The sequence below is a fragment of the Variovorax sp. genome (assembly GCF_035634955.1).
Classification (GTDB): Bacteria; Pseudomonadota; Gammaproteobacteria; order Burkholderiales; family Burkholderiaceae_C; genus Variovorax.
This window is the reverse complement of the sequence record NZ_DASQBZ010000016.1, coordinates 251,617-269,316: the sequence shown is the minus strand read 5'-3', so window position 1 is coordinate 269,316 and position 17,700 is coordinate 251,617. Positions and strand designations below refer to the sequence as shown.

The window sequence follows — 17,700 nt, the reverse complement described above, 5'->3', positions numbered from 1 at the left end:
ACATGAACACCCTTACTGACGATCAGTCCCTGGCCTTCGACCCGTTCGCCGCCGGCGCGATCGAGCGCGTCTACGACAGCACCGAGGCGCAGCGCGAAATCTGGCTGGCCGACCGGCTGTCGCCCAAGGCTTCGCTGGCCTACAACGAATCGGTCAGCCTGGTGCTGCGTGGCCGGCTGTCGGTCGACGCGCTGCGCAGTGCGCTCGATCAGACCGTGGCGCGCCACGAGTCGCTGCATGCGACGCTGTCCGGCGACGGCATGCAGCTGCTCGTGGGCGAGCCGCCGCGGCACGAACTGATGCTGCACGATCTCAGCGGGCTCGATGCGCATGCACGCGACGCAGCGCTGGCCCGCGCGCGCGCCGCCGCCGTGGAAACGCGGTTCGAGCTCGAGCAGGGGCCGCTGCTGCGCGCCGAACTGCTGCGATGCGGACCCGAACAGCACGAGTTGCTGCTGACGGCGCATCACATCGTTTGCGACGGCTGGTCCTGGGGGCAGATCATCGAGGACGTCGGCCTGTTCTACGCGCAAAGCCTGGGGCGCGGCGACGGCCCGCTCGCCACGCCGGAGCGCTACGAGGACTACGTTCGCTGGGAAATCGCCGAGGCCGCCAGCGCGCAGATGCAGGAACACACGCGCTACTGGATCGAGCGCTTCGCCGGCGGCAGTGCGCCGGTGCTGGATCTGCCCACCGATCGCCCCCGGCCCGCCGTACGCGGCTTCGAGTCGCGCCGCGTCGACGTGACGATCGAGGGCGACCTCCTGCGCCAGGTGCGCAAGCTCGGCGCCGCCTCCGGCGCCAGCCTTTTCGCCACGCTGTTCGGCGCCTTCGCCGGCACCATGCAGCGGCTCACGCAGCAGGCCGACCTGGTGATCGGTGTGGCTGCCGCCGGACAGTCGGCGGCCAGCATGCCCGGCCTGGTCGGCCATTGCGTCAACGTGCTGCCCATCCGCATCGCCGTTGACGACAGCGTGGGCATGGACGCGCTGGTGAGGCAGTCCAGCGGCACCCTGCTCGACGCATTCGAGCACCAGACCCTGACCTACGGCACGCTCCTCAAGAAGCTGCAGCCGGCGCGCGACCCGAGCCGGCCGACGCTGGTGAGCGTGGTGTTCAACCTCGACCAGGAGGCAGCCGTACCGGCCGGCGCGTTCCCGGAACTGGACGTCGAGGTCGTCGCCAACCCGCGGCACTTCGAGAACTTCGAGCTCTTCCTCAACTGCACCCCGAGCGCCGCGGGCCTGCGGCTGGAGTGCCAGTACAACACCGGCCTGTTCGACGAGGCCAGCGTGCGGCGCTGGCTGACGCTGTTTCGCACCGCGCTGACGCGCTTCGCCGCCACCCCCTCGCTGACCGTCGCGCAGGCCTTCGCGCCCGCAGCCGACGAACTCGACCTGCTGGCCACGTTCAACCGCCCAGCGGCCCAGGCGACCCGCGAGGAACTGCTGCATGTCTGCTTCGAGCGGCGGGCCGCCGCTTCGCCGGACGCCACGGCCCTGCGGCTGGGCGAGCGCACGGTGAGCTATGGCGCGCTCAACGCGCAGGCCAATCGCATCGCGCATCGCCTGCTGGCCCTGGGCGTGCGGCCCGACAGTCTCGTGGCCATCTGCGTCGAGCGCAGCGTCGAGATGCTGGCCGGCATCCTGGGCATCCTCAAGGCCGGCGGCGCTTATGTGCCGCTGGACCCGAGCTACCCGCCCGAACGGCTGGCACATGCGCTGCGCGACAGCGCGCCGGCGGCGCTGCTGACCCAGTCGCATCTGGCCGCCCGCCTGGAGCCCGGAGCCGCGCCGGTGATCCTGCTCGACGAGGATGCCCTGCTGGCCGACCAGCCGACGCACGACCCCGATCCGGCGGCGCTGGGACTGACGCCCGCCCACCTGGCCTACGTGATCTACACATCGGGCTCGACCGGGGTTCCCAAGGGCGTGCTGGTGGAGCACCGCCAGGTCAGCCGCCTGTTCGGTTCCACCGAACCCTGGTACGGGTTCGACGAGCGGGACACGTGGACGCTGTTCCATTCCTTCGCCTTCGACTTCTCGGTGTGGGAAATCTGGGGCGCCCTGCTGTACGGCGGGCAACTGGTGATCGTGCCGCAGCTCACCACCCGCGATCCGCAGGCCTTCTACCAGCTTCTGTGCGACCAGGGCGTGACCGTGCTCAACCAGACGCCCAGCGCATTTCGCCAGCTGATGGCGGCGCAGGCCGAAGCCGACCCGGCGGCCCGACACCGCCTGCGCACCGTCATCTTCGGCGGCGAGAAGCTGGAGCCGGCCTTGCTCAAGCCCTGGTTCCAACGCGCAGCCAACGCGGATACCCGCCTGGTGAACATGTACGGCATCACCGAGACCACGGTGCACGTGACCTACCGGCCGCTGAATGCGTCGGATGCCGACCAGATCGGCACCAGCCCCATCGGCGAGCGCATCCCGGACCTGCAGATTCACGTGCTCGATGCGCACCGCCAGCCCGTGCCGATCGGCGTGGTGGGCGAGCTGTACGTCGGGGGTGCCGGCGTCGCCCGTGGCTACCTGAACCGTCCCGAGCTGAATGCCGAACGCTTCATCCCGGACCCCTTCTCCGGCAGGCCGGGTGCCCGCCTCTACAAGACCGGCGACCTGGGCCGGTACCTCGGCGATGGCAGCCTGGAATACCTCGGCCGCAACGACTTCCAGGTCAAGATCCGTGGCTTTCGCATCGAGCTGGGCGAAATCGAGGCACGCCTGGCGGCCTGCGAGGGCGTGAGCGAAGTCGCCGTGATCGCGCGCGAGGACGTGCCCGGCGACGTGCGCCTGGTCGGCTACGTCAGTGCGAAGGCCGGGGCCACGCTCTCGCCGGCAACGCTGCGCAAGACGCTGGGGGCATCGCTGCCCGACTACATGGTGCCGGCCGCCATCCTGCTGCTGCCCAAGCTGCCGCTCAATGCCAGCGGCAAGCTGGACCGCAAGGCGCTGCCCGCGCCGGACCTGCAGGGCATGCTGGGCACCGCCCCGCGTGCACGCATCGAACCCGCCAGCGACCTGGAGCGCCTGGTGCTCGGTCACATGGAGCAGGTTCTCAGCCTGCCCGGCCTGAGCATGGACGACGACTTCTTCGCCCTGGGCGGACACTCCCTGTTGGCGGCGCGCCTGATGGCCGCGCTGGGCCGCGCACTGGATACGAAGCTGCCGCTGGCCATGCTGTTCCAGGCGCCGACCGCGCAGCGCCTGACGCTCGCCATCGAGCAGGGCCGCGCTCAGGGGCAAGAGGCCCCGCGCGTGACCATCGATCACCGCGGCGACCAGCGCAGCGCGCCGCTCACGCCGATGCAGGAGCGCATCCGGTTCATCGAGGAGCTGCACCCCGGTCGGCCGCTCTACAACGCGCCCTCGGGCCACCGCCTGTTCGGCCGGCTCGACCTGCCGGCCCTGGAAGCCACGCTGCGCGAGATGGTGCGAAGGCAGCCCGCGTTGCGCACGCGTATCGGCACCGACGAGACAACCGGAATGCCTGCCGCGCTGGTGCTCGACCGGCTCGCTTTCACGCTCCCGGTAGAAGACTTGCGCGACATGCCGCAGCCAGAGCGTGAAGCCGCGCTGCACGCACGCCTGCAAGTGCTGGCCGGCACTCCGATGGACATCCACCACGCGCCCTTGTGGCGGATGGCGCTGTACCGGGTGGAGGACGAGGAGCACGTGCTGGGCTTCGTGCCGCACCACCTGATCTGGGACGGCTGGTCCTTCGACGTCTTCCAGAGCGAGTTGGCGGCGATCTACAGCGCGTTTGCGCAAGGCAAGCCCAGCCCCCTGCCCGAACTCGCTATCACCCATGGCGACTACGCCGCCTGGTATGCGCAATGGCTCACCCAGCCCGAGGCACAGGCGCAACTGGCCTACTGGAAGGAACGCTTCTCGCAGTTGCCCCCGTCGCCGCCGGCGCGCACCGACATGCCGCGCAGCGCCAGCCAGACCGGCCAGGGACGCAGCTGCTTCCTGAACATCGACCGCCGCACCACCGATCGCCTGTACGAAGTGGCGCGCCGGCACGACGTGACGCTCAACATGCTGACCCTGGGCGTGCTTGCGCTGATGATGGGCAGCGTGATCGGCACCGACTCGATCGTGGTGGCGACGCCGGTGCGCGGACGGGACGTGCCCGAGCTCGAGCCGGTCATGGGCTTCTTCAACAACCTGATGCCTCTTCCATTGGAGACCGGCGGCGCGCAGACGCTTGGCGCCTACCTGCAGGCCGTCAAGCGCGAACTGGTGGCCTCGATGGACCGACAGCAGACGCCTTTCGAGTACCTGGCCACGGAGCCCGAGTTCTCCCGGCGCATGCACGGCGGCTCCTTCTACCAGGTGCTGTTCTCCTACCAGGACGCGCGCGAGCGGTCGCTGTCCATCGGCGCGCTGCGGCACGAACAGCTGCACGTTCCGCAACTCGGCGCCACCGACGACCTGGGCCTGTGGCTGATGGAAAAGGCGCACGGCCTGGCAGGGGCCATCACCTACAACGCCGACATCTACCACGCCCAGACGGGGGAAACCTTCCGGGAGCGCTACCTCGAGTTGCTCGAGCGCGTGATCGAGCGACCCGAGGCCACGCTGGCCGAACTCGCCGAGCCGGGCAACTCCGGCGCCGCGCGGCTGCTGGCCCGCCTGGCCGCAACGCAGGACGCCGCGCCGGCCCCGATCCAGGTTCGAGGAAAGGCGATCGACCTGCTGCCGCCCGAGCAGGCACAGCTGGCGCAGATCTGGGCCAACCTGCTGGGCATCGACGACGACGACATCCGGGCGACGGACAACTTCTTCGACCTGGGCGGGAATTCGTTGCTGGCCATGCGCGCCATCCAGCAGACCGAGCAGTTGCTCGGCCAACGCATCGAGGCGCGCCGCTACGTGTTCGAAAGCCTGGCGCAGCTGGCCGCCAGCCTGGCCGAGCCCCCGGCGCCGCTGCCCGTGGCCGCCCTCAAGGAAGCGCCACCCAGGCGCGGCTTGATGGACCGGATGTTCTCCTCGCTGGGCGGCCGCAAGTGAGCATGGCGGCGCACATCCGGTCGAACGAACGGCTGCGCCGCTTGCCGGACATGCTGGGCTGCCAGCTGTGGGTGCTGTCGCTGGACCTGCCGGTCTCGCCGTCGGACCGTGCGGTGCTGGACGAGGCCGAGCTCGGGCGCGCGGCACGGCTGGTGTTCGAGCGCGACCGCCATCGCTTCGTCGCCGCCCGAGCAGCGCTGCGCCGGGTTCTCGGACAGTGCCTCGGCCAGAAGCCCGAAGCCGTGAAACTGGTCGCCGGGCCGCATGGCAAGCCGGGCCTGAGCGACGCGCCGCAACTTCGCTTCAACCTGAGCCACAGCCTCGATGTGGGCGTGATCGCGCTGGATGCCACGTCGCTCACCGAACAGCGGGAGCCGGTCGGCGTCGACGTGGAATGGCTGCGCCCGATCCCCGACGCGATGGCGCTCGCCGCCGACCTTTTCGAGGCAGCGGAATGCGATCAGCTGGCCAGTCTCGCGGAACCTCAGCGCAGCCATGCGTTCCTGATCGGCTGGACACGCAAGGAGGCGTGCCTGAAGGCGCTTTCCACCGGCTTCTCCGGGTCCGCGCACGTCGCGACGGGGCTGTCGGAGGAAGGCCGCATCGCGCGCTGGCGAGACGGCTCGCCCCGGCACGAGGCGCACGTCCGTTCCTTCGAACTGCCGGCGACAGGCGCCGTCGCGGCGCTCGCCCGCCTGCAGGAAGCGCCTGCCGCCCATGAATCCCACGGCCGCGCAGCCGCGGCCATCGCCCCATGACGCCCATTCGATTCGGCCCGCTATCACGCCGCCTGTTCGGCCTGTTCCACCCCGCCGACGAGCGCACGGCCAACGGCAGCGCCGCGCTGCTGTGCAATCCCTTCGGCCACGAAGCCATGCGCACGCACCGGTTCTACCGCCTGCTGGCCGAACGGTTGTCCAGGCAAGGCGTGGCGGTGCTGCGCTTCGACTACTACGGCACCGGCGACTCGCCCGGCACCGACGAGGACGGCGAACTGCAAGGTTGGGTGCAGGACATCCTGGAAGCCCAGCGCGAGCTTCTGCGCCGCAGCGGCGCGCGCCGGGTCGTGTGCTTCGGCGCCCGCCTGGGCGCTCGACTGGCCATGATGGCCGCCCCGCAGGCCGGCGCCGGCATGCAGCGCCTGGTGGCGTGGGACCCGGTCGTCGATGGTCGCCACTACCTCGAGTCACTTGGCCAGGCGCAACTGGAGGAACTGGAGGCGGGTCACATCATTCCGGATCCGGCCTGGCGCCGGGGCGTGAGCCGCGACCCTTTGTACTTTTCCGGCGAAAGCCTGGGCTTTGCCATCTCCAGCACGTTGCGCGCCCAGTTGCTGGAGCTCCAACCCGACTCGCCGTGCCGGCTGCCGCACGCGGTCGTCGTGCGGGTGATCGCCAGCGAACGGGACGCACGGGTGGCCAGATGGGTCGAGCACGCGAAGGCACAGAACCCGCAGGCGCGCATCGCGTTGTCGCCGTTCGAGCATCAGCTGATCTGGACCTCCAATCCCTTTGCGCAAAACGAGCTGGTTCCGGCCGAGGCGCTGCAGAAGATGGTGGGCGAACTCCATGAACGTTGACGAAAACACCCTTTCCTTCGGGCCGGAGCGCAACCTGATCGGTATTCTCAGCGAGCCCGCGCAGCCCTCCGTGCAGGCGCGCGTCGGCTGCCTGCTGATCAACGTGGGCATCAACCACCGCATCGGACCGCGCCGCATCAACGTCAAGGCCGCGCGCGAACTCGCCCAGGCCGGAATCCCGAGCCTGCGCATCGATCTCTCCGGCGTGGGGGACAGCCGGGCCTCGGCGCAGCCCCACGGCTTCCGGCAACAGTCGCTGCTGGACATGCAGGCGGGCCTGGATCAGTTGCAGGCGAGCACCGGCCTGACGCGCTTTATCGTCCTGGGCATCTGTTCGGGCGCGGCAAACGGCCTGACGCTGGCCGTGAACGACCCGCGCGTGGTCGGACTGCTGATGGTCGACGGCCACATCTTTCTCACGCGCCAGGTGCGCATGGTGCGCAAGCTGCGCATCCTGGCCGCGTTTCCGTTCAACCCGTCCGTGCGGCGTGGCTTCGGCGCCTGGAGCGACTGGATGGGCTGGCTGCGGGCGCCGGGCGACCGGCAGGCACGCGAGCGCTTGCGCACGCGCCTGTTCGGCCGCGTCGGGCCGACCACGACAGAGGAAACGGGCCTTCTCACCGAGGCATCGGCCGAGCGCACCGGCGAGGAATTCACGCGCGACATGAAGCAACTGGTCACGCGCGGCGTCGACGTCTACCTGGTCTACACGGCCTCGCTGCTATCGGCAGACGGCGGCGGCGCCCTGCTGCGCGGTCTGGGCCCGCAGGACTTCCTCTCGCGCGTACGCTACGACCACTTCGCGGACCTGGACCACACGGCGACGCTCCTGAGCGCGCAGCGGCGCCTGCTCGACGCCGCCGGCGCGTGGGCCGCGCGCGTGAATGCGGCGCAACCCGCGCCGGAAGCGGCGCCGAGCCCGCTGGCGGACACCCCCAGGCCGGCCGCCCCGGCATTGGCCCCGCTGGAGCAGCGGCTGGCTTCGCACGGTGCCTGACCGCGCGCCCCGCGGGGTGCCTCAGGCGGCGGAGCGCACCGCCGCCGCAGCCTCGGTCTCGGGCAGGTCGCGCAGCGGCCCGCTCCCGCTGTACCGGTCCAGCGCCAGGTAGATCGCCGGGGTGATGTAGAGCGTCACCACCTGCGAGAAGATCAGCCCGCCGACCACCGCAATGCCCAGCGGCTGGCGCAGCTCTGCGCCGGCGCCGAGGCCCAGCGCGATCGGCAAGGCGCCGGTCATCGCGGCGAGGGTCGTCATCAGGATCGGGCGGAAACGCAGGCGGCAGGCCTCGCGGATGGCCTGTACCGGCGCCATGCCCTCGGCGCGCTGGGCCTCCAGCGCGAAGTCGATCAGCATGATGGCGTTCTTCTTGACGATGCCGATCAGCAGAAGAATGCCGATGGTGGCGATCAGGGTCAGGTCGAGCTTGAACAGCACCAACGCCAGCAGCGCGCCCACCACCGCCGACGGCAGGCCGGCCAGGATGGTGATGGGGTGGATGTAGCTCTCGTAGAGCACGCCCAGCAGCACGTAGATCACCAGCACCGCGATCACCAGCAGCGCCGCCTGGCTGCCCTGCGAGCTCTTGAACACCGCCGCGTCGCCGCCGTAGCTGGTGATGATCGACTGCGGCAGCTTGATCTCGTGCGTATAGCGGTCGATCGCCGCGGTGGCGTCGCCCAGCGGCGCCCCCGGCGCCAGGTTGAACGACACCGTGACCGCCTGCAGCTGCCCCTGGTGGTTCACCGCGGTCGGCCCGACGGTGCGCTTGACGTGGGCGAAGGCCGACAGCGGCACGAGCTGGCCGGCCTTGTTGCGCACCGACAGGCGCGCCATGTCGGACTCGAACTGGCGGTCGTCATCGGCCGCCGAGAGGATCACCTGGTAGGTGTTGCTGGCCCCGTAGATGCTGCCGATCTGCCGGTCGCCGAATGCGTTGTAGAGCGCGGTGCGGATCTGCTCGATGTCCACGCCCACCACGCCGGCCTTGTCGCGGTCGATCTCGAGCGAAGCCTGCAGGCCGCTGTTCTGCGAATCGCTGGTCACGTCGCGGAAGATCGGGTCCGTGCGCATGTGCGACATCAGCTTTTCGGACCAGTCGCCCAGCGCGCCGGAGTTCACGCTCTGCAGCGTGTACTGGAAGCGCGCCTTGCTGGCGCGCCCGCCAAGGCGCAGGTTCTGCACCGGCTGCATGTAGACCGCAATGCCGGGCACCGCGCGCACGCGCTTGCGCAGCGACTCCATCACCTGCGGCATGGCCGGGCGCTCGCCGCGCGCCTTGAGCACCAGGAAAAGCCGGCCGGAATTCTGCGTGGTGGCCGAGCCGCCGACGCCGACGAAGGAGTTGACGTAGTCCACGCTCGGGTCGCTGCGCAGGACCTCGGCCACGCGATCCTGCAGCGCCTGCATGGCCGGGAAGGAAATGTCCTCGGCCGCCTCGGTCACCACCGACACCTGGCCGATGTCGTCCTCGGGAAAGAAGCCCTTGGGGATCACCCAGAACAGCCAGGCGGTGAGTGCGAACGTGCCCACGGCAAGCGCGAGCATGAGCGGCCGGCGCTCGAGCGTCCAGTCGAGCGTGCGCATGTACAGACCATGTACCGCGCGGTAGCCGCGCTCGAAGACGCGGCCGACGACGGTGCCCGGCTCGGGGTGCGATTCCTCGTGGTCGGCGTGCGCGTCCGGTGCCTGCGTGGCGCCTTTCGCCCGGGGCATGCGCGCGGCGAGCATCGGCACCAGCGTGAGCGACACCAGTGCCGACACCATCACCGCCAGCGCCACCACCACCGCGAATTCGTGGAACAGCAGCCCGATCACGCCGGGCATGAAGAACACCGGGATGAACACCGCCACCAGCGACACCGAGATGGAGATGATGGTGAAGCCGACCTCGCGCGCCCCGCGCAGCGCCGCCGCCATCGGGGCCATGCCCTTCTCGATGTAGCGCATGATGTTCTCGAGCACCACGATCGCGTCGTCCACCACCAGGCCGACGGCAAGCGTGATGCCCAGCAGCGAGACGTTGTCCAGGCTGTAGCCCAGGCCCCAGAGCAGGGCTACCGCGCCGATGAGCGAGATCGGAATGGTGGCGGCCGGGATCAGGGTCGCCACCAGCCGGTGCAGGAACAGGAAGATCACCAGCACCACCAGCACGATGGTGCCCAGCAGCGTGAGCTGCACGTCATGCACCGCCTCGCGGATGGAGATCGAGCGGTCGTTGACCACCCGGATCTCGACCGACGACGGCAGTTGCGCCTGGAAGCGCGGCACCAGGCTGCGCACCGCATCCACCACCTGCACGGTGTTGGCGTCGGGCTGGCGGTCCACCGCCAGCGAGATCGAGGCCCGGCCGTTGAAGCTGCTGCCGGTCTTGATCGACTCGTAGCTGTCCTCGATGGTGGCGACCTCGTCCAGCCGCACCGGCGCGCCGTTGCGCTGGGCCACGATGAGCCGGCGGAAATCCTCGGCGCGCAGCAGCTGCTCGTTGGCCTGGATCGTCAACGTCTGGCGGGGCCCGTCGAGCACGCCCACGGGCGTGTTGGCGTTGGCCGAGCGCACCGCCGCGGCGAGTTCGTCGAGCGTGATGTTGCGCGCATTCAGGCGGTCGGTGTCGACCTTCACGCGCACGGCAAAGCGCTTCTGGCCGAACACACGCACCTGCGCCACGCCGGCGATGGTCGACAGCGTCGGGGCGACCAGGTTCTCGGCATAGTCGTTGAGCTCGGCCGGCGACATCGACTCCGACATCAGCGCGATGAACAGCACCGGCGCATCGGCCGGGTTCACCTTGCGGTACGACGGCAGCTCCGTCAGCTCGGCGGGCAGCTGGCGCTGCGCGCGCAGCAGCGCCGCCTGCACGTCGACCGCGGCCGCATCGATGTCGCGGTTGGTGTCGAACTCCAGCGTGATCGACGTGTTGCCCTGCGTGTTGACCGAGCTGATGGTCGACAGCCCCGGGATGGTGGAGAACTGCTTCTCCAGCGGCAGCGCCACCGACGAGGCCATGGTGTCCGGACTGGCGCCTGCCAGCCGCGCCGAGACGTTGATGACCGGCGTGTTGTAGCTGGGCAGCGCCGCCACCGGAATGCGCAGGTAGGCGTAGATGCCCAGCAGCACCACGGCGCAGGACAGCAGCACCGTCATCGCGGGACGGCGGATGCACAGCTCGGAGATGTTCATGTCCGGCTCCGCACCGGCGCTTCGGCCCCGCTCGACGGCACGGCCGAGGCCGCGTTCGGGCCACGCGGCGCGGCCGCCGGCGACGGCGATGCCGGCGACGTTTCAGGCGCCGCGGCGGGTGCCGGCGCGGCGGCGGCCGCATCGACGCGCACCTTGCCGTTCGGGCGCACGTTCTGCTTGCCTTCGACCACCACCTGTTCGCCCGGCTCCACCCCGCGCACGGCCACCTGCGTGCCCATCGACTGGAGCGTCTGCACCTTGCGCGGGCTGGCGGTGCCCGAAGCATCCACGACGTAGACGGTCAGGCCATCGGCCAGCTGCATCACCGCCGCGGCCGGCACCACGGTCGCGCCCACGAAGGTGCTGACGGTGACCCGCGTCTCGACGAACTGGCCGGGCCAGAGGTTCTGGCCGGCGTTGTCGAACACCGCCTTGGCGCGGACCGTGCCGATCTGCGGGTCGACCGCGTTGTCGACGAAGTCCAGCACCCCGCGCACGGGCGCGCGCCCCGGCACCACCGCGTCGACCGGCGCCCGGCGCCGCGCGGCCTCCAGCAGGTCCTGCAGGCGCGCCTCGGGCACCGGGAAGCTGACCGCGATCGGGTCGAGCTGGGTGATCGTCAGCAGCGTGGTCGTCGGCTGGACCAGGCTGCCGGGGTAGATGTTGACCGCGCCGATGCGTCCGGCAATGGGCGCGCGCAGGGTCGAGAAGCTCAACGCCACCTGGGCGGCCTGCACGGCGGCCTTGTCGGCGGCCACGGTGGCCCGCTGCGCGTCGAGTTGCGACTGGGTCGCGTCGGTGGCGCTGCGGGAGATGAAGTTCTGCGCCAGCAGTTCGCGGCTGCGCCGGAATTGCCGCTCCAGGTCGGCCAGCGTGGCCTCGTCCTTGAGCTGTTGCGCCCTGGCCTTGGCCAGGTTGGCCTGGTCGGCCCGCTCGTCCAGGGTGAACAGCAGCTGTCCTTGCTTGACGAACTGGCCTTCCTTGACGTGCACTTCGCGCACGGTGTTGGTGATCTGCGGGCGCAGTTCCACGCTGTTGAGCGACACGACGCTGCCATTGACCTGCACCGTCACCGGCACGTCCTGGCGCACGGCGCGCGCCAGCGTCACCAGGGCGGGGGCGCCCGTCTGAGGGACTGCCGACGAGGCAGCGGGCGTCGCGGCCGGGCGGGCAACGACCCACCACCAGGTGGCACAGCCGAACGCGGCGACGGCCACCAGGGGCAGGATGACTTTCTTCTTCATGGGACGAAATACAACAGCGCGAACCAAGCCGGGACGATAGTGTTAATGATTGCAACGATTGCCGCCCACTGAGCGCGGTTCCCGTCGCCATGGCCGTAAAGATAAGTAAAGGCACGGGCCGGCCGGGCGTGCGCGGGCTCCTTACAATCTCGCCCTCAGCCTCTGGATATACCCCATGAACCGCTGCCTTGCGCATTGTCTTGCTTCCGCCGCGCTGTTGCTGGCCGCCGCCCCCGCGGCGTTCGCCCAGGAGCTGCCGGTCCAGACCCAGAACGAAGCCGCCGTCGGCGGCCGCACTTTCCCGCCCGGCACGCTGCGCGGCGAGGTCGAGTTCCTGGCGCCGCCCATGATCGAGCTCGACGGGCAGGCCACGCGCCTGTCGCCCGGCTCGCGCATCCAGAACGCCCAGCGCATGCTGGTGCCGCCGGCCGCGCTGGCGGGCCAGAGCTTCGTCGTGAACTACACCCGCGACGCCGCCGGCGGCGTACGCGACATCTGGCTGCTGACGCCCGAGGAAGCGAAGACCGATCGCGCCGGCGTCGACAAGCCCTTCTTCAACTTCTGGCCTTTTGCCTCGAACGCGGCGCCGGTGGACAACGGCACGACGCCGTACAACCAGCTGCCGGGCTACGGCGTACCAGGCCGCTGACCCCGGCAGCGCACGGCCGACGCGCGGCGTCACCGCCCGCGCCAGCGGCGCGGCCGCATCGCCCGTGCGACGCCCCATTGAAACGAAAACGGCCCCATGACCACCAAGAAAGTCTTCATCAAAACCTTCGGCTGCCAGATGAACGAGTACGACTCGGACAAGATGGCGGACGTGCTGGGCGCCGCCCAGGGCTATGAGCCCACGCAGGACGTGGAAGAGGCCGACCTGATCCTGTTCAACACCTGCTCGGTACGCGAGAAGGCGCAGGAGAAGGTCTTCTCCGATCTCGGCCGGGTGCGCCACCTCAAGGAGCGCGGCGCGCTCATCGGCGTGGGCGGCTGCGTGGCCAGCCAGGAGGGCGAGGCCATCATCGCGCGCGCGCCGTACGTGGACGTGGTGTTCGGCCCGCAGACGCTGCACCGCCTGCCCGAGATGCTGGAGGCGCGCCGGCGCGAGCGGCTGCCGCAGGTGGACATCAGCTTCCCCGAGATCGAGAAGTTCGACCACCTGCCGCCGGCCCGGGTGGAAGGCGCCACCGCCTTCGTCTCGATCATGGAGGGCTGCTCCAAGTACTGCAGCTATTGCGTGGTGCCCTACACCCGCGGCGAGGAAGTGAGCCGGCCGCTGGACGACGTGCTGATCGAGGTGGCGGGCCTGGCCGCTCAGGGCGTGCGCGAAGTGACGCTGCTCGGCCAGAACGTCAATGCCTACCGCGGCGCAATGGGCGGCACCGCCGAGATCGCCGACTTCGCGCTGCTGGTCGAGTACGTGGCCGAGATCCCCGGCATCGAGCGCATCCGCTTTACCACCAGCCACCCGAACGAATTCACTCCGCGCCTGATCGAGGCCTACGCGAAGGTGCCGCAACTGGTGAATCACCTGCACCTGCCGGTGCAGCACGGCAGCGACCGCATCCTGATGGCCATGAAGCGCGGCTACACCGCCATGGAGTTCAAGAGCACGGTGCGCAAGCTGCGCGCCATCCGGCCCGATCTGGCGCTGTCGAGCGACTTCATCGTCGGCTTTCCCGGCGAGACCGACGAAGACTTCGGCAGGCTGATGAAGCTGATCGACGACGTCGGCTTCGACGCCAGCTTCAGCTTCATCTTCAGCCCCCGTCCCGGCACGCCGGCGGCGCAGCTGCCGGACGACACGCCGCACGCGGTGAAGCTGGCCCGGCTGCAGCAGGTGCAGAAGGCGATCGACGACAACATGCGTCGCATCAGCGAGTCGCGCGTCGACACGCTGCAGCGCGTGCTGGTCGAAGGCGCCTCGCGCAAGGACGCCACCGAACTGATGGGCCGCACCGAGTGCAACCGCGTGGTCAACTTCAAGGGCGATGCGCGCCTGGTCGGCCAGCTGGTCGACCTGCGCATCACGCGGGCGATGTCGCACACCTTGCGCGGCGAAGTGCCCACGCGCGAATCGGAAACCCTGGCGGCAGCCGCCTGATGCTGCGCCTGGGCTCCTTCCGGCAGCTGCTGCTGTTCGCCTTCCTGCTCATCACTGCGCTGCTGGTGGGCGTCGCGCTGCGCTCGGTGCTGCAGTACGACGCGCTCATGACCCAGAGCCGCGACGCCGCGGCCAGCGCGCTGAGCCTGTCGGGCGCGGCGCAGTCGCTGGCCGAGCGCAGCGCCGCAATGGAGCGCGCCGGCCGGCAATCGCTGGTGCTCAACGACGCGGTGCTTCGCCGCCGCTTCGAGGACGCCACGCGCGACGCCTACGGCGTGGTGCAGCGCCTGGTCGACAACGGCCTTGCGCCCGAAGCGGCCGACGACTGGCGCAAGCAGAGCGGCGCCATCGAGGCGCTGATGGTCGGCCCGCAGGAAACCGCGTTGGCGCGCGAGAGCAGCATGGCCATGCAGTTCCGCGACCTGGATGCGCAGAACACCCAGATCGCGCAGCAGGCACAGGTCCTCATCGAGGCCCAGAACAAGGCGCTGGCCGAGCGCATCGAGAGCGCCCGCATCCGGCTCATGCGCGAGGTGCTGGCCGCCAGCGCCCTGGCGCTGGCCCTGGCACTGGCCTTCGGCGTGTGGCTGGCGCGCCCGTTCAAGCGGCTCGAGCGCGCCATCGTCGGGCTGGGCGAAAACCGGCTGGACGAGCCGATCGACATCAGGGGCCCGGCCGACGTGCGGCGCGTGTCCGAGCAGCTCGAATGGCTGCGCCTGCGCCTGACCGAGCTGGACGCCGACAAGGCGCGCTTCCTGCGGCATGTCTCGCACGAGCTCAAGACGCCGTTGGCCGCGCTGCGCGAGGGCGTTTCGCTGCTCGAAGACGGCGTGACCGGCGCACTCAACCCGGCGCAGCGCGAGGTGACCACCATCCTGCAGCAAAGCACGGTCTCGCTGCAGGCGCAGATCGAGGCGCTGCTGCGGTTCAACGCCGCCGCCTTCGAGGCGCGCCAGCTCAAGCGCGAGCGGGTCGACCTGCTGGCGCTGATCGAGGAGCAGGTGCATGCGCAGCGGCTGCAATGGCAGGCGCAGGGGCTGTCGGTCAACATCGACGGCGAGGACGTGCGCCTGTCGGCCGATCCGGTCAAGCTCGGCACGGCGATCGCCAACCTGCTGTCCAACGCGATCCGGTTCTCCGAACGCGGCGGCACCATCCGCTTCGCGGTATCGAGCGCGCCGGGCCTGGTGCGGCTGGACATCTCCGACGCCGGTCCGGGCATCGCCCAGGCCGATCGCGAGCGCGTCTTCGAGCCGTTCTTCCGCGGCGAGCGCCAGCCCGAATACGCCGTGAAGGGCTCGGGTATCGGCCTTTCCATCGTGCAGGAGTACATTGCAGCTCATGGCGGCCGCGTCGTGCTGCTGGACGACGGCCCCGGTGCGCACTTCCGCATCGAGCTGCCGCGCTCGGCCTGATGCGCGCCACCCCGCCTTCCCTCCTTCGATTCCTTCCCGTCTGAATTCATGACGTTCCTGTCCGTTCGCAGCATCGTGTCGTTCGTGGCGCTGTCCGCCGCGCTGATGCTGGCCGGTTGCAGCACGCCGCCCCAGGCGCCGCAGGCGCCCGACGCCTCGGCCCGTACGCCCGTGCCCGCGCCCGCGCCCACGCCTGTGGTGCCGGTCGAGGCCGAGCCGGCCGCGCCCGCCACCCAACCCGCCATCAACTTCATCGCCGCCACCTCGGGCCCGGTCGCCGCCGCGCTGGCCTATGCCGACAAGGTGCGCGCCATGCCGCCGGCCGAGCTGACGTCCGAGATCAACCGTCTGGGCGGACCGAGCGAAGTGCCGCTGGCGCAGGTGCAGCTGGCCCTGGCCCTGGCCCAGACCCGCAACCCGCCGGACCTCGCCCGCGCCCAGGGGCTGATGCAGCGGGTTTCCGGCAGCACCACGCCCGAAGGCCAGGCATTGGCGCCGCTGGCCCGCCTGCTGGCCGCGCGCTACGGCGAGCAACGCCGTGTCGAGGACGAGCGCGACAAGCAGGCCCAGCAGGCGCGCGACAGCCAGCGCCGGATCGACCAGCTCAGCGAGCGGCTGGAGGCACTGCGCGCCATCGAGCGCAGCTTCAGCCGGCCGGGCCACACGGCGCCGGTGCCGGCCCTGCCGGCGAACGGCGGAGCCAAGCCATGACCACCCCCGACGACGCCCTGCCCGCTGTCCAGCACGGCGCGCGCCTGCTGGTGGTCGACGACGACCCCGACATGCTGCGCCTGCTGTCGCTGCGCCTGACCGGCGCCGGCTACCAGGTCACGGCTGTCAGCTCGGCCGAATCGGCGCTCAACCAGCTTGAGGTGGAGCATCCGCAGCTGGTGCTCAGCGACGTCCGCCTGCCCGGCCGGGACGGCCTGCAGCTGTTCGACGAGATCCGCAAGAACCACCCGACGCTGCCGGTGATCCTCCTGACCGCGCACGGCACCATCCCGGACGCGGTGGAGGCCACGTCGCGCGGCGTCTTCACCTACCTGACCAAGCCGTACGACGCGCGCGAGCTGCTCGAGAAGATCGCCCAGGCGCTCGCCTTGGGCGCGCCGGCCTCGGCGCCGGCGAAGGGGACCGACGAGCGCTGGCGCACCGAGATCGTCAGCCGCAGCAACCGCATGGCCGAAATGCTGGCCGAGGCGCGCATGGTGGCCAAGTCCGACGCCAGCGTGCTGCTGCGCGGCGACAGCGGCACCGGCAAGGAACTGCTGGCACGGGCCATCCACCGCGCCAGCGCACGGGCCGCCAAGCCGTTCGTCGCCGTCAACTGCGGCGCCATTCCCGAGGCGCTGCTCGAATCCGAGCTGTTCGGCCACATGAAGGGCGCTTTCACCGACGCGGTGGCCAACCACAAGGGCCTGTTCCAGCAGGCCGACGGCGGCACCCTGCTGCTCGACGAGATCGGCGACATGCCGCCGGCGCTGCAGGTCAAGCTGCTGCGGGTGCTGCAGGAGCATGCGGTGCGCCCGGTGGGCGGCAGCCAGTCGATCCAGGTCGACGTGCGGATCATCTCCGCGACCCACCGCGACCTCGACGCCGCCATGGAGGCCGGGCAGTTCCGCGAGGACCTGTACTACCGTCTCAACGTCGTGACGCTGCACCTGCCGCCGCTGTCCGACCGGCGCGAGGACATCCCGCTGCTGGCCAACCACTTCCTGCAGCGCCTGGCCGGCAAGTACGGCAAGCGCCTGTCGGGCTTCGCGCCGGAGGCGCTCAAGGCCCTGGCGACGGCGCCCTGGCCGGGCAATGTGCGGCAACTGTTCAACGTGGTCGAGCAGGTGTGCGCCCTGTCCACCTCGCCGTTGATTCCGCTGGCGCTGGTGCAGCGCGCGCTGCGCGTGCCGACGGTCGAGGTGCAGACCTATGCCCAGGCCAAGCAGCGCTTCGAGCGCGACTACCTCGTGGGCCTGCTCAAGCTGACCGACGGCAACGTGGCGGACGCGGCTCGCCTGGCGGACCGCAATCGCACCGAGTTCTATCGCCTGCTGCAGAAGCACGAACTCACGCCGGGCACGTTCAAATCCGACGGTCCCGCGGCCTTCGGCGATCCCGTCGCCGATGAGCGACATGGCTAAGTTGTTGATTTAAAAGGAAATCGATCCTATT

Annotated in this window: 11 protein-coding genes; 9 read left to right on the top strand and 2 right to left on the bottom strand. The window is 70.2% G+C overall.

Features of this window, described 5'->3' with window-relative positions; all coding sequences use genetic code 11:
• Window positions 1–2: 2 nt before the first annotated feature.
• Genes VES41_RS08815 through VES41_RS08800 form a run of 4 tightly spaced genes read left to right on the top strand, consistent with a single transcriptional unit; the run spans window position 3 to window position 7,594 of the window.
• A complete protein-coding gene (locus VES41_RS08815) occupies window positions 3–5,018 on the top strand; it encodes a non-ribosomal peptide synthetase (RefSeq protein WP_324815652.1) in 5,016 nt (1,671 codons plus the stop codon).
• 2 nt (window positions 5,019–5,020) lie between these two features.
• The gene (locus VES41_RS08810; RefSeq protein WP_324815649.1) at window positions 5,021–5,776 is read left to right on the top strand and encodes a 4'-phosphopantetheinyl transferase family protein; all 756 of its coding nucleotides are present in this window, start codon (window positions 5,021–5,023) and stop codon (window positions 5,774–5,776) included.
• Window positions 5,773–6,597, top strand: coding sequence for an alpha/beta fold hydrolase (locus VES41_RS08805; protein ID WP_324815646.1), 825 nt, complete (start codon window positions 5,773–5,775; stop codon window positions 6,595–6,597). Before VES41_RS08810 ends, VES41_RS08805 begins: the two co-directional genes overlap by 4 nt.
• Window positions 6,587–7,594 (top strand): alpha/beta fold hydrolase, encoded by a 1,008-nt coding sequence (locus tag VES41_RS08800; RefSeq protein ID WP_324815643.1) that lies wholly within the window; start codon window positions 6,587–6,589, stop codon window positions 7,592–7,594. Before VES41_RS08805 ends, VES41_RS08800 begins: the two co-directional genes overlap by 11 nt.
• A 21-nt stretch (window positions 7,595–7,615) precedes the next feature.
• On the opposite strand, the gene VES41_RS08795 is transcribed toward VES41_RS08800, so the two are convergent.
• Together VES41_RS08795 and VES41_RS08790 are read right to left on the bottom strand one after the other, a co-directional pair.
• Complete coding sequence (locus VES41_RS08795) at window positions 7,616–10,774, bottom strand: efflux RND transporter permease subunit (protein ID WP_324815640.1); 3,159 nt, start codon at window positions 10,772–10,774, stop codon at window positions 7,616–7,618.
• Window positions 10,771–12,018, bottom strand: a complete 1,248-nt coding sequence (locus VES41_RS08790) for an efflux RND transporter periplasmic adaptor subunit (RefSeq protein ID WP_324815637.1) — start codon at window positions 12,016–12,018, stop codon at window positions 10,771–10,773. The genes VES41_RS08795 and VES41_RS08790 overlap by 4 nt, the downstream gene beginning before the upstream one ends.
• Window positions 12,019–12,193: 175 nt before the next feature.
• Here VES41_RS08790 and VES41_RS08785 point away from each other — a divergent pair, with 175 nt between their 5' ends.
• From VES41_RS08785 to VES41_RS08765, 5 genes are all read left to right on the top strand, one after another.
• Window positions 12,194–12,667, top strand: coding sequence for a hypothetical protein (locus VES41_RS08785; protein WP_324815635.1), 474 nt, complete (start codon window positions 12,194–12,196; stop codon window positions 12,665–12,667).
• 96 nt (window positions 12,668–12,763) lie between these two features.
• A complete protein-coding gene (gene miaB, locus VES41_RS08780) occupies window positions 12,764–14,119 on the top strand; it encodes a tRNA (N6-isopentenyl adenosine(37)-C2)-methylthiotransferase MiaB (RefSeq protein WP_324815632.1) in 1,356 nt (451 codons plus the stop codon).
• Window positions 14,119–15,534, top strand: a complete 1,416-nt coding sequence (locus tag VES41_RS08775; RefSeq protein WP_324815630.1) for a sensor histidine kinase — start codon at window positions 14,119–14,121, stop codon at window positions 15,532–15,534. The genes miaB and VES41_RS08775 overlap by 1 nt, the downstream gene beginning before the upstream one ends.
• 48 nt (window positions 15,535–15,582) lie before the next feature.
• Window positions 15,583–16,245 (top strand): hypothetical protein, encoded by a 663-nt coding sequence (locus tag VES41_RS08770; protein WP_324815628.1) that lies wholly within the window; start codon window positions 15,583–15,585, stop codon window positions 16,243–16,245.
• Entirely contained in the window at window positions 16,242–17,669 is a 1,428-nt protein-coding gene (locus VES41_RS08765) for a sigma 54-interacting transcriptional regulator (protein ID WP_324815626.1), read from the top strand. Before VES41_RS08770 ends, VES41_RS08765 begins: the two co-directional genes overlap by 4 nt.
• Window positions 17,670–17,700 lie beyond the last annotated feature (31 nt).

Coding starts and splice junctions, on each gene's coding strand:
- VES41_RS08815 (WP_324815652.1), top strand. CDS start 3: ATGAACACCCTTACTGACGATCAGTCCCTGGCCTTCGACCCGTTCGCC.
- VES41_RS08810 (WP_324815649.1), top strand. CDS start 5,021: ATGGCGGCGCACATCCGGTCGAACGAACGGCTGCGCCGCTTGCCGGAC.
- VES41_RS08805 (WP_324815646.1), top strand. CDS start 5,773: ATGACGCCCATTCGATTCGGCCCGCTATCACGCCGCCTGTTCGGCCTG.
- VES41_RS08800 (WP_324815643.1), top strand. CDS start 6,587: ATGAACGTTGACGAAAACACCCTTTCCTTCGGGCCGGAGCGCAACCTG.
- VES41_RS08795 (WP_324815640.1), bottom strand. CDS start 10,774: ATGAACATCTCCGAGCTGTGCATCCGCCGTCCCGCGATGACGGTGCTG.
- VES41_RS08790 (WP_324815637.1), bottom strand. CDS start 12,018: ATGAAGAAGAAAGTCATCCTGCCCCTGGTGGCCGTCGCCGCGTTCGGC.
- VES41_RS08785 (WP_324815635.1), top strand. CDS start 12,194: ATGAACCGCTGCCTTGCGCATTGTCTTGCTTCCGCCGCGCTGTTGCTG.
- miaB (WP_324815632.1), top strand. CDS start 12,764: ATGACCACCAAGAAAGTCTTCATCAAAACCTTCGGCTGCCAGATGAAC.
- VES41_RS08775 (WP_324815630.1), top strand. CDS start 14,119: ATGCTGCGCCTGGGCTCCTTCCGGCAGCTGCTGCTGTTCGCCTTCCTG.
- VES41_RS08770 (WP_324815628.1), top strand. CDS start 15,583: ATGACGTTCCTGTCCGTTCGCAGCATCGTGTCGTTCGTGGCGCTGTCC.
- VES41_RS08765 (WP_324815626.1), top strand. CDS start 16,242: ATGACCACCCCCGACGACGCCCTGCCCGCTGTCCAGCACGGCGCGCGC.